Annotated in this window: 14 protein-coding genes; 9 read left to right on the top strand and 5 right to left on the bottom strand. The window is 35.9% G+C overall.

Annotated elements, in window-relative coordinates; all coding sequences use genetic code 11:
* Positions 1-78: 78 nt before the first annotated feature.
* Entirely contained in the window at positions 79-558 is a 480-nt protein-coding gene (locus tag ABEG11_RS18215; RefSeq protein WP_348825616.1) for a GNAT family N-acetyltransferase, read from the bottom strand.
* Between the two features lie 170 nt (positions 559-728).
* Between ABEG11_RS18215 and fbp the strand changes: the two genes are divergently transcribed.
* Positions 729-1,748, top strand: coding sequence for a class 1 fructose-bisphosphatase (gene fbp, locus ABEG11_RS18210; protein WP_348825615.1), 1,020 nt, complete (start codon positions 729-731; stop codon positions 1,746-1,748).
* Positions 1,749-1,849: 101 nt separating this feature from the next.
* On the opposite strand, the gene ABEG11_RS18205 is transcribed toward fbp, so the two are convergent.
* The gene (locus ABEG11_RS18205) at positions 1,850-2,281 is read right to left on the bottom strand and encodes a TerB family tellurite resistance protein (RefSeq protein WP_348825614.1); all 432 of its coding nucleotides are present in this window, start codon (positions 2,279-2,281) and stop codon (positions 1,850-1,852) included.
* A 154-nt stretch (positions 2,282-2,435) separates the two neighbouring features.
* On the opposite strand from ABEG11_RS18205, the gene ABEG11_RS18200 reads away from it, so the two are divergent.
* The 5 genes from ABEG11_RS18200 to ABEG11_RS18180 are packed head-to-tail and all read left to right on the top strand — an operon-like array spanning position 2,436 to position 5,747.
* Positions 2,436-3,026 (top strand): HupE/UreJ family protein, encoded by a 591-nt coding sequence (locus ABEG11_RS18200; RefSeq protein ID WP_348825613.1) that lies wholly within the window; start codon positions 2,436-2,438, stop codon positions 3,024-3,026.
* Positions 3,027-3,036: 10 nt separating this feature from the next.
* Positions 3,037-3,471, top strand: a complete 435-nt coding sequence (locus tag ABEG11_RS18195; protein WP_348825612.1) for a deoxycytidylate deaminase — start codon at positions 3,037-3,039, stop codon at positions 3,469-3,471.
* 1 nt (position 3,472) lies between these two features.
* Entirely contained in the window at positions 3,473-5,047 is a 1,575-nt protein-coding gene (locus ABEG11_RS18190) for a S41 family peptidase (RefSeq protein ID WP_348825611.1), read from the top strand.
* Between the two features lie 13 nt (positions 5,048-5,060).
* On the top strand, positions 5,061-5,423 hold the full coding sequence (locus tag ABEG11_RS18185; protein ID WP_348825610.1) for a nuclear transport factor 2 family protein: 363 nt from the start codon (positions 5,061-5,063) through the stop codon (positions 5,421-5,423).
* A gap of 12 nt (positions 5,424-5,435) precedes the next feature.
* Positions 5,436-5,747, top strand: coding sequence for a hypothetical protein (locus tag ABEG11_RS18180; protein ID WP_348825609.1), 312 nt, complete (start codon positions 5,436-5,438; stop codon positions 5,745-5,747).
* 6 nt (positions 5,748-5,753) lie between these two features.
* Here the strand turns inward: ABEG11_RS18180 and ABEG11_RS18175 are convergent, their stop codons facing one another.
* From ABEG11_RS18175 to ABEG11_RS18165, 3 genes are all read right to left on the bottom strand, one after another.
* Positions 5,754-6,359, bottom strand: a complete 606-nt coding sequence (locus tag ABEG11_RS18175; protein ID WP_348825608.1) for an FAD-dependent oxidoreductase — start codon at positions 6,357-6,359, stop codon at positions 5,754-5,756.
* Between the two features lie 2 nt (positions 6,360-6,361).
* The gene (locus tag ABEG11_RS18170; RefSeq protein WP_348825607.1) at positions 6,362-6,565 is read right to left on the bottom strand and encodes a hypothetical protein; all 204 of its coding nucleotides are present in this window, start codon (positions 6,563-6,565) and stop codon (positions 6,362-6,364) included.
* A gap of 119 nt (positions 6,566-6,684) precedes the next feature.
* Positions 6,685-7,263, bottom strand: coding sequence for a MarC family protein (locus tag ABEG11_RS18165; RefSeq protein ID WP_100842390.1), 579 nt, complete (start codon positions 7,261-7,263; stop codon positions 6,685-6,687).
* A gap of 233 nt (positions 7,264-7,496) precedes the next feature.
* Between ABEG11_RS18165 and ABEG11_RS18160 the strand changes: the two genes are divergently transcribed.
* The 3 genes from ABEG11_RS18160 to ABEG11_RS18150 all read left to right on the top strand — a co-directional run bounded on the left by ABEG11_RS18160 (position 7,497) and on the right by ABEG11_RS18150 (position 12,014).
* Complete coding sequence (locus ABEG11_RS18160) at positions 7,497-8,069, top strand: DUF3109 family protein (protein ID WP_348825606.1); 573 nt, start codon at positions 7,497-7,499, stop codon at positions 8,067-8,069.
* 259 nt (positions 8,070-8,328) lie between these two features.
* On the top strand, positions 8,329-9,306 hold the full coding sequence (locus ABEG11_RS18155; RefSeq protein WP_348825605.1) for a ribonucleotide-diphosphate reductase subunit beta: 978 nt from the start codon (positions 8,329-8,331) through the stop codon (positions 9,304-9,306).
* A gap of 287 nt (positions 9,307-9,593) precedes the next feature.
* On the top strand, positions 9,594-12,014 hold the full coding sequence (locus ABEG11_RS18150) for a ribonucleoside-diphosphate reductase subunit alpha (protein ID WP_348825604.1): 2,421 nt from the start codon (positions 9,594-9,596) through the stop codon (positions 12,012-12,014).
* Positions 12,015-12,117: the final 103 nt, after the last annotated feature.

Genomic DNA, 12,117 nt, shown 5'->3' with positions numbered 1-12,117 from the left:
AGTGTTTAGTTGTCGTAAACCAAATTTCTCACTTTTGATGCTTACTTTTTATATTTTCTAACTAGCAACTTGAATTATTTATTTTAATTTATTTTCTACAAAATTATTGATAGCAGCTTCGTCCATTTGAACTACGCGCCAATCGTTTAATATTTTGGCCCCCGATTTTTCATAAAAATCAACAGCTGGAGTATTCCAGTCTAACACGTTCCATTCAATTCGCCGCACTTTGTCTTTTAGTCCTTGCTTAATAACTTCCGAATACAGCGCATAACCTAATCCTGTTCCTCGCATGCTTTCCTTTACAACTAAATCCTCAAGATGTATTGTTTTTCCTTTCCAGGTCGAATAGCGATTGTAATATAAGGCAATGCCGGCAATTTCGTTTTCGACTTCGGCAACAAAAACTTCAAATAGCGGTTTGTCGCCAAAACCATCTCTAACAAGATCATCCGCCGTTATTAAGACCGCATCTGGCTCTTTTTCAAATATCGCCAATTCCTGAATCAGGGACAGAACACCTTTCATGTCTTCTTTTCGTCCTTTGCGTATTTTCATGTTTTCGTATTATTATACTGCAATTATATTAAAAAACAGTCAATTAGGAAGCAGTTTTTATGAAATATGTAGCAAATATACAATACTGATAAACTATCTAAGTATTATTCTTTTCATTATCACAAAAAAAACGATATTTGTGACTTCAAATTAACTACATCGATTTCGTAATGGAAGAAAACAATAAAACATTAGGAGAATTTATTATTGAGAATCAAAAAGCTTTTCAATATTCATCGGGTGAATTATCCAGGATTATTAACTCAATTCGGCTGGCGGCAAAGGTAGTCAATTACAAGGTTAATAAAGCAGGATTGGTCGATATTGTTGGTGCCGCGGGCGAACAAAATATTCAAGGCGAAGACCAGCAGAAATTAGATGTATATGCCAATGAAGTTTTTATCCAGACCTTGATTAACCGTGAAATTGTCTGTGGTATAGCTTCCGAAGAAAACGATGATTTTATTACAGTTAAAGGAAGTGATAACAGTAATAATAATAAATATGTGATTTTGATGGATCCTCTGGACGGTTCGTCCAATATTGATGTGAATGTTTCTGTCGGGACTATTTTTTCAGTGTACAGAAGAGTCACGCCTATAGGAACTCCTGTTACACTAGAGGATTTTCTGCAGCCAGGAACTGCCCAGGTTGCCGCAGGTTATGTTATTTATGGAACTTCGACTATGCTGGTGTATACCACAGGATATGGTGTGAATGGATTTACGTTGAATCCTGCTATAGGGACTTTTTATCTTTCGCATCCTAATATGAAGTTTTCTGAAGATGGAAATATATATTCGATCAATGAAGGGAATTATGTTCATTTCCCGCAAGGGGTAAAGGATTATATCAAATATTGCCAGCTGGAAGAGGAGGATCGCCCTTACACTTCAAGATACATCGGAAGCTTAGTTTCGGACATTCATCGAAATATGATTAAGGGCGGGATTTATATCTATCCCACAAGTACAAAAGCTCCAAAAGGAAAATTACGTCTGCTGTACGAATGCAATCCAATGGCTTTTATTGTTGAGCAGGCAGGAGGAAAAGCTTCAGATGGTTTTGACCGGATTATGGAAATCCAGCCTGTAGAACTGCATCAGAGAGTGCCTTTCTTTTGCGGCAGCTTAAACATGGTTAAAAAAGCCGAAGAGTTTATGCATAAAGCAAAATTGAGTAAATATTAATGAGCAGTTTACGAATTGAAAATTACGAATACGCATATAACGGAAAAGTGTAACTCTTACCTGATAGTATACTGTAATTCGTAATTTTCAATTTGCAATTATTATTTATACATATTTTTCATTTCATACAGGAAAGTTTCTTCATCTACTGCCATGTCTACTAATTTTAAGGCTTTGTCCACTATGTAATTTACATTTCCTGGTGTAAAACCCAAGGCTAATGCAAATTTGATCAATAAATGTTCCTGCAAGTCGCCCAGTTGATGGTCACGATGTACAATTCTTGCCAGCTTATAAAGAGCTTCCAGCCTTTCAATATATAAGTAGGGAGCGTTGATTGGGTATTTTGAGGGGTCTTGTAAAATTTCGTCGTACTCTTCTTTAGAAATTTGAAGTGCTACCGCTAATTTATCCAAAAAATTCTGCTCTTTTTCAGTAATATTGCCGTCAGCATGAGCTACGCGGACAATAGCTGAAAAATGGCCTCTGTTTTTTTGAATGTTCTCGCTGTTGAATAAGTCTGAAAAAGGCATAATGTTTATGTTTAAGGTTTGATATAAAGTTAGTTAATTTTTTAGTACTAATTTTACTTTTTGTTCGTTTTTAATATGATCGGTTTCACATATTCCATTTTCAAAATTAATCGTAAGTTTACGTTCCCAAATCAATATTAATTACTTTTTATCAATGTCAGAATTCTTAATTTACTTTCAGATAGGTTTAAAACATGTGTTGGATATACATGCTTATGACCATGTTTTGTTTTTAATTGCTTTGTCTGTACCTTTTTCCTTTAACGATTGGAAAAGGATTCTGCTTTTAGTAACTATTTTTACTTTAGGCCATACAGCAGCACTTTTTCTTTCTGTTTTTGGAATTATCGCTGTCAAGGTAAATGTGGTCGAACTGCTGATACCAATTACCATTTTGATAACCGCTTTTTATAATTTATTTACGGCTGGAAAAACAAGCAAAAATGGAAGCGTTAATCTGGTTTTTATCATCACTTTATTCTTTGGTATTATTCACGGATTGGGTTTTTCAAATTATTTTAAAACGATATTGGGCGGTAGTGTGTCTTCAAAATTTTTGCCTATCTGTGAATTTGCATTAGGAATAGAAGCAGCGCAGATTACTGTAGTTATTGTAGTTTTGATATTGTCGTATATTGTGCAGACCGTTTTTCGTTTTTCAAAAAGAGATTGGGCGCTGGTAATGTCGGCATTTATAATTGGAGTGGTCTTGCCAATGATTTTGGAGAGCGAAATCTGGAAATGATAAAGATTGTATGGAGAAAATTAAATTGAATAAATACGATAAAGCGTATCTTAGAATTGCAACAGAATGGGGTTTGTTGTCTTACTGTAAAAGAAAACAGGTTGGAGCAATCATAGTAAAAGACCGGATGATTATATCTGACGGCTACAATGGCACGCCATCTGGGTTCGAAAACTGCTGCGAAGATGAAGATGGCTTGACACGTTGGGATGTGCTGCATGCTGAGGCCAATGCGATATTGAAAGTTGCAAGATCTACTCAATCCTGCGAAGGCGCAACTCTATATATTACACTTTCACCGTGCAAGGAATGCAGTAAGCTGATTCATCAATCGGGGATAAAAAGAGTGGTTTATCACCATGGCTATCGTGATGATTCTGGATTGCAATTTTTAATAAAGGCTGGAATAGAAGTGGAGCATATTCCAGTATTAGAAGACGAATAGAATGAAATTGGATAATAAATATCTGCCCATGGTAATTGGTGGCATTTTCGCCCTTGGAATTTTTATTGGCAGTCTGTCTGGTTCGCCACCTTCCAAATCTTTTATTGCCAAAAAAAATACTAAGGAAAAGCTTAATAAGTTAATTGATTTTATTGATAATGAATATGTCGATGATGTCAATACCGATTCGATAGTAAGTCTTACGGTCGACAATATTCTGGCAAAGCTGGATCCGCATTCGGTATATATATCACCACAGCAGCAAGCAGAAGTTGCCGAAAGCATGAAAGGGGATTTTGTAGGAATCGGAATAAATTTTTACATGTTCAAGGATTCTGTTGCGGTTATAGCTCCTGTAAAAAATGGACCTTCGGACAAAGCAGGAATCAAAGCAGGAGACCGTATTTTATTTGCAGATAAAACTAAGTTATTCGGACGAAAATTGCCTAATGACAGCTTGTTTGCCGCTCTAAAAGGTGAAGTCGGCTCTCAGATAGATCTGACAGTCTATCGCAAATCCGAACACAAAAAATTAAAAGTCTCGATAAAACGTGATGTCATTCCATTGAAAAGTGTCGATATAGCCTTGCGTTTGAATGCTTCTACAGGCTATATTAAAATTAACCGTTTTGCGGGAACTACCTATGATGAATTTGTTAAAGCTCTTGCCAATTTAAAAAAGCAAGGGATAAAATCTCTTGTAATTGATGTCCGAGATAATGGTGGCGGGTATATGGAAGAGGCTATTGCCATTGCCGATGAATTTTTGAAGGATAAAACGCTGATTGTTTTTACTAAAAGCAAAAAAGAAGCAACCGAAAAAATGTATGCGACTGAAAAAGGCAGTTTTGAAACAGGCAAAGTGTATGTTTTAATTAATGAAAACAGTGCTTCGGCGAGTGAGATTCTGGCAGGAGCTATTCAGGACAATGACCGCGGAACGATTGTAGGACGCCGTTCGTTCGGGAAAGGACTGGTACAGCGCGAAATGGATTTTAATGACGGTTCAGCAGTTAGGTTAACAATTGCCAGATATTATACGCCAACCGGAAGGTCTATCCAAAAGCCTTACTCCAAAGGAAATGAGGAATATTTTAAAGAATCGGATTCGCGTTTTCTGCACGGGGAACTCTATAAAAAGGACAGTATAAAAGTGGTTGATTCTCTTAAGTTTAAAACCCCAAAAGGTAAAATTGTTTACGGTGGAGGAGGCATTGTTCCTGATGTTTTTGTACCATTGGAAGCGGAACACGGAACAGAAAACGTTTCCTATTTACTGCAGTCCGGAATTGTTGGCCACTTTGTTTTTGAACAATTGGATAAAAACAGAAATGCTTTTGCAAAACTGACCTTCGGTGAATTTCAGTCTAAAATCAATTCAGCCGATTTGTATTTCAATGCTTTTCAAAAATATCTTTCCAAAAATGGATTAGAGATCAATCTGGCTAATTACAAAGTTTTGGTAAAAAGATATGTAAATGCCGAATTTGCCCGTCAATTGTATGGTGATAACTATTACTACGACATGATTTTGAAAGACGATGTAATGATAAAAGCAGTTCTGAACCAGAAATAGTATGTCTTAAAAAATGGATCAAACAATAATTAATAATATTGAGAAAGAACTGTTTGCAGCTATTAAAAATGCTGATATTCCGGTTTTAGAAAGATTATTGCATGATGATCTGCTTTTTAATCTGCCCAATGGACAGACAGTTACAAAGGCTATAGATATACAGGCCTATCGGTCGGGGAAGATGAAAATTGATTTGCTTGAAGCTTCAAATGAGCTTGTCAATATAATTGGTGATTCGGCTATTGTTTGTGTTACTGTTTTGCTTAAAGGAACTTATGATGAATCTCCATTAGATGGGAATTATAGATATATCAGGGTTTGGAAGCAATTTAATGATGGTTTAAAAGTGATTGCCGGAAGCTGTATCACACTTTAAAAATAAACAGACATGAAAAATATAATTAGATTCTTGACAATTTTAATGCTTTTGGCTTTTGTAGTTTCCTGTGCCTGTATGAAAGATAAAAATACAATTACTGGAAAAGTTGAATCCGTTCAATTTGGAAAAGACGGATATACGGCTAAAATCAATACGGCTAAAAATGAAGTTTATTTGGCTTTAATCAGTATTGTAAATGTTGGAGGACCGCAAAATTACAAGCAGCTGAAAGAAGGAGACGAAGTTTCGGTAAAGGGAGAAATCTGGAAAACCGAAACTGAAAATCACATCAAAGTAAAAGAGTTTGTTTCGGTTAAGTAATTTGATTTATCGAATACTATCATGCGAATGCGTCTGAACACCGTCATTCCAAAGTGTAAGTAAATCGGTAGCAACAGCGGCGCCGCTTCCCGCAGCGATAGCCAATTGGCTTCTCCAGCCGGCAAGGGTTCCAATAACATAAATGCCTTCGGCGACTTTATGATCTATGTTTTTAAGCTGAATTCTTTGTTTTTCCGGAAGTGCTTTTTTATGTGGTTCTATATACTGCATCAGGCCTTCAATCGCAAATGTATTGGCAGAACCAATTGCAATGACAACATTGCGGGTTTTGTATGAATTTTTGTTGGTAATAACAGTGAATTCTGGGTACTGACCTTGTATTTTTAATACTTTCTCCTCAGGTATTTGAGTAATATGCGGATAAGTATTGGATAATTGCTCAATACTTTCAGTTAATAATTCCGATCCCAATTTACCCGATGGAATTCCATAAGCATTGTTGAAGAGTGCTTCCTGAAGTGCAGAACTTTTTTGATGGGTAAAAACACCAATTTGTTTATCGGCAACAAATGCTTTTTTTCTGGCTGAGCCCAGTACCATTGCACATGATACTCCTGAAACGCCTCCGCCTATAATCAATACATCAAACACGGTTATGCGTTATCGTTCATTTTTTCAACTATTTTTTTTGACATTCTAAAAATCAGAAGAATCAGCACTGCGCAGAATGAAGCAACTACGCCAACAAGTGCTATCACACTATCTCCTTCGAATGGATTTTGAAAATCAATCAAAGTAATATTGAAAACAAGAAGTGAAATGGCCAAAAGCACTAAGATGTTAGTGAAAATTTTCATAAATTATTTTTTTGTTTTTACCGGTAAAGTTTTAATTCATAAATGTCATTAAATATTTAAACATATAGTGCAATCTTTACCAGAAAAGATATTAGGGGGTAAATTTATATAATTTTTTTTTAGAGAAACAAACCTTTAACATTCGCAGCGAATAATTTAACAGCAATTGCCAAAAGTACAACGCCAAAAGTCTTCCTGATTACGCCTAGTCCGTTTTTTCCTAGCATTTTTTCGATTTTGCCAGATGACTTCAAAACAATATAAACGAGTATAATGTTGAGTATAATGGCTATAATAATATTAAGGGTGTGAAACTGTGAACGCAAAGAGAGCAAAGTAGTCATTGTACCTGCACCAGCAATAAGCGGAAATGCCAATGGAACGATTGAGGCAGAACTTGCTTCTTCATCTCGATAAATACGGATTCCTAAAATCATTTCCAAAGCCAGAAAGAATAAAACAAAGGATCCGGCAACTGCAAATGAGTGCACATCAATTCCTATGAGGCCCAGAAATTCTTCACCTATAAATAAAAATAGTATCATAATCAGTCCCGCAACAAGTGCCGCTTTCTCGGATTCGATATGGCCATGCTTAGCTCTCAGTCCTACAATAATAGGTATAGAACCCACTATATCAATTACGGCAAAAAGAACCATTCCTACTGTTATTATTTCTTTGATATTGAAATCCATCATACTGTTTGTTTTTAATGAATAACAGGCTGTCCTATTATTTAGTTCGTCAAAAATACATATGTTTTTTCATTTTAAGTGTTTTGTTGCTAAATCATCACTTTTTTGTCCTGTTCCCAGATTTCTAACAGCCGTTTATGTAAGTAAAATTGCTGCAATGTGTTAATTAGCAAAGTTTAGTGCTGTAATTGCGTCAGGGAGCTTTTATTTCCTGAATCTTTGGTTACCTTTGCAAAATGTTTCAGCTAGGAAAAACCATCGTCTCGGAGGATATACTCCAAAAAGAATTTGTCTGTAATCTGTCTGCCTGTAAAGGGGCCTGCTGTGTCGATGGCGATGCAGGAGCACCATTGAGTCAGGCAGAAACGAAGATATTAGAAGAAATTTATCCAAAAGTAAAACCTTTTTTAAGAAAAGAGGGAATTGAGGCTATCGAAGCGCAAGGAACCTGGGTTAATGGTACTGATGGTGATCTTGAAACACCATTAATTGATAATAAAGATTGTGCTTATGTTATCTTTGACGGAAAAACTGCCCTTTGCGGAATAGAACAAGCCTACAATCAGGGAATAATCGACTGGAAAAAACCTGTTTCCTGTCATTTATATCCAATACGCGTTAAAGATTTTACCGAGTTTGCAGCAGTTAATTATGATAGATGGGATATCTGTGATGATGCCTGTTCTCTGGGTGCAGCACTGGAAGTTCCCGTTTATAAGTTTGTCAAAGAAGCGCTTATCAGGCGCTTTGGAAATGACTGGTATATGGAGCTCGAAAAAGTCGCCGAAGACCTCAAAAAAGGACTGTAAAAACTATACTTAAAAAACTTCCTTTTTCTTTCAATTTCCTATATTTTATGGGAGTTTACATCATTTTATTAAATTTAAAACATTGAAAATCAATTATTTATAATTTGTATGAAAAATATTCCCATTTTTATTTTTTGTTAAAAACTATGATGTATTGTGAATAAGTTTGACTTTTAATAACCGCATTATTTCACAATCTTTGTAATTCGATTTTCGCATCCATTTTCAATAAAAAAATCAAAATAAACAACAATATCCCATGTCTAAAATAGAGCCAATTTTACAAGAAAATAAAAATCGCTTCGTAATTTTTCCAATTAAGCACCATGATATTTGGGAAAGATATAAAATGATGGAAGCTAGTTTTTGGACAGCTGAAGAAATTGATTTGTCACAGGATTTAAATGACTGGAATAATAAGCTGAATGATGACGAACGTTATTTCATAAAACACATTTTGGCCTTTTTTGCGGCTTCAGATGGAATTGTAAATGAAAATCTGGCTGAAAATTTTGTAAATGAAGTGCAATATGCCGAGGCTAAATTTTTCTATGGTTTCCAGATCATGATGGAAAATATTCATAGTGAAACTTATTCGCTTCTGATTGATACCTATGTAAAAGACGAAAACGAAAAATCAGAATTATTCAATGCTTTGGATGTTTTTCCGGCCATCAGAAAAAAAGCAGACTGGGCTTTAAGATGGATTGAATCGGATTCTTTTGCCGAAAGGCTGATCGCTTTTGCTGCTGTAGAAGGAATTTTCTTTTCAGGAGCATTCTGTTCTATTTACTGGTTGAAAAAACGTGGATTAATGCCTGGCTTGACATTTTCAAACGAATTAATTTCCCGTGACGAAGGAGTTCACTGTGATTTTGCAGTGCATTTGCATAACCATCATTTGGTGAATAAAGTGCCCAAAGAAAGAATTAGAAGCATTATCGTTGATGCTTTGAATATAGAAAGAGAATTTATTACCGAATCACTTCCAGTAAGTTTAATAGGTATGAATGCTGGCTTGATGACTCAATATCTTGAATTTGTTGCCGATAGGCTGCTGGTAGAATTGGGTTGTGATAGAGAATATAATGTTGCTAATCCATTCGATTTTATGGATATGATTTCACTTCAAGGGAAAACTAATTTCTTCGAGAAAAAAGTTGCCGAATACCAAAAATCAGGAGTTAAAGTTTCTGAAGGTGATTCCCAAAAAATAAGCTTCGACGCTGATTTTTAAAATACAATTTTGATGAACAAATACGTTATAAGTATTTGAAAGAATTAAAGAAAATAATAGAAGAATAATTTATAGTTAAATAGTTTTTTCAGATTCCCCAAATCTAAAAGCTAAGTTAATCTGGCCCAATTCATTTTGGGGCATATAACGGCGTTTTGTTTCATTTCATGTTATGCGATGAAACAAAATATCGAAGTAAGTTATGGATTGACACCGAGAAAAAAAAATGAATTATGAATTCCTGCTGTTCGTAACTCACAATTCATTAATTAAAAATTTGATAAAGTATGTATGTAGTAAAAAGAGACGGCCACAAAGAGCCTGTAATGTTTGACAAAATTACAGAGAGAATTAAAAAGTTATGTTATGGCTTGAATGAATTGGTAGATCCAGTTAAGGTTGCTATGCGTGTTATTGAAGGTTTGTATGATGGAGTTTCTACATCCGAACTGGATAATCTTGCTGCAGAAACGGCTGCTTCTATGACAATCGCTCACCCAGATTATGCACAATTGGCTGCTCGTATTGCGATATCAAATTTACATTCCAATACCAAGAAATCATTCTCGGAAACGATGAATGAGATGTTTCATTACATTAATCCAAGGACTGGTATGGAATCACCTTTGTTGGCTCCCGAAGTGCACAAAGTGATTATGGAAAATTCCGAATTTCTGGATTCACATATCATTTATAACAGAGATTTTAATTATGATTATTTTGGTTTCAAAACCTTAGAGCGTTCTTATCTGCTGAAAATAAACGGAAAAATTGTTGAGCGTCCGCAGCATATGCTGATGCGTGTTGCAGTAGGAATTCACCTTGACGATTTAAAATCGGTTATGGAAACTTATGACTTGATGTCTAAAAAGTACTTTACACACGCAACTCCAACTTTGTTTAACGCCGGTACGCCAAAACCGCAGATGTCTTCCTGTTTCCTTTTGGCAATGCAGGACGATAGTATTGATGGTATTTATGATACTTTAAAACAAACCGCAAAAATATCGCAGTCAGCAGGAGGTGTTGGACTTTCTATTCATAACGTTCGTGCAACGGGTTCTTATATCCGCGGTACAAATGGAACTTCTAACGGGATTGTGCCAATGCTGAGAGTCTTCAACGATACAGCTCGTTATGTAGATCAAGGAGGAGGAAAAAGAAAAGGAAGTTTTGCAATTTATATAGAAACTTGGCATGCTGATATTTTTGATTTCTTAGACTTAAAAAAGAATACAGGTAAAGAAGAAATGCGCGCCAGAGATTTATTCTTTGCGATGTGGACTTCTGATTTATTCATGAAACGCGTTCAGGAGGATTCTACTTGGACCTTGATGTGTCCTAACGAATGTCCGGGCTTGTATGATGTATATGGAGAAGAATTTGAAGCTTTATATACTGATTACGAATTTAGAGGAAAAGGACGAAAAACCATCAAAGCACGTGAATTATGGGAGAAAATCCTGGAATCACAAATTGAGACTGGAACGCCTTATATGCTGTACAAAGATGCAGCTAACAGAAAATCTAATCAGAAAAATTTAGGTACGATTCGTTCTTCGAATTTATGTACAGAGATTTTAGAATATACATCTGCTGATGAAGTAGCCGTTTGTAATCTGGCTTCTATTTCATTGCCTATGTTTATTGAAAACGGAAAATTCAATCACCAATTGTTATTTGATGTAACCAAACGCGTTACCCGCAACCTGAACAGAGTAATCGACAGAAACTATTATCCTGTAAAAGAAGCCGAAAATTCCAATATGCGTCACAGGCCAATTGGTCTTGGAGTGCAGGGACTGGCTGATGCTTTTATCATGTTGCGTATGCCTTTCACAAGTGATGAGGCGAAAACTTTAAATCAGGAAATATTCGAAACCCTTTATTTCGCTGCTTGTACAGCCTCGATGGAAATGGCAGTCGAAGAAGGACCCTATTCAACTTTCAAAGGATCTCCAATGTCAAACGGAGAATTCCAGCATAATTTATGGGGATTAAAAGACGAAGAATTGTCAGGACGTTGGGATTGGGCTTCACTTAGAAAAGAAGTAATGAAAAACGGTGTTCGTAACTCATTATTAGTTGCGCCTATGCCAACGGCTTCGACTTCTCAAATCTTGGGCAATAACGAAGCATTCGAACCATATACTTCAAATATTTATACAAGACGTGTACTGTCAGGAGAATTTATTGTGGTAAACAAACATTTACTGAACGACTTAGTAAAACTAGGATTGTGGAATGAGAACTTGAAACAGGAAATCATGCGTCACAACGGATCGGTGCAAAACATTGATATCATCCCGCAGGATTTGAAAGAACTGTACAAAACCGTTTGGGAAATGTCCATGAAAGATATCATCGATATGTCTCGTCAAAGAGGGTATTTCGTGGATCAGTCACAATCCTTGAACCTGTTCATGCAGGATGCTAATTATTCAAAACTGACTTCAATGCACTTCTACGCTTGGCAGTCTGGTTTGAAAACAGGAATGTACTACTTGAGAACCAAAGCGGCTGTAGATGCGATTAAATTTACATTAAACAACGATAAAAAACAGGAAGTCATTCCAGATTCTAAACCACAGGCAAGAGTTCTTGAAGCGGTTGAAGTAGATGCTCCAATGTCTGCTGAAGAATACAGAGCAATGATTGAACTGGCTAAAAATGCTGGCCCTGAAGATTGCGAGATGTGTGGGTCATAAGTTATAACGACAAAGAACGAAGCCATTTCATAAAACTAGAAACAGCCGTTCTCCTGTATATTCAAGGAGAATGGCTTTTTTATTTAGGAGCTAATCCTGCTAT

This window comes from Flavobacterium aestuarii (assembly GCF_040049115.1).
In the GTDB taxonomy this organism is placed as follows: Bacteria; Bacteroidota; Bacteroidia; order Flavobacteriales; family Flavobacteriaceae; genus Flavobacterium; species Flavobacterium aestuarii.
This window is presented reverse-complemented; position numbering and strand designations above follow the sequence as displayed.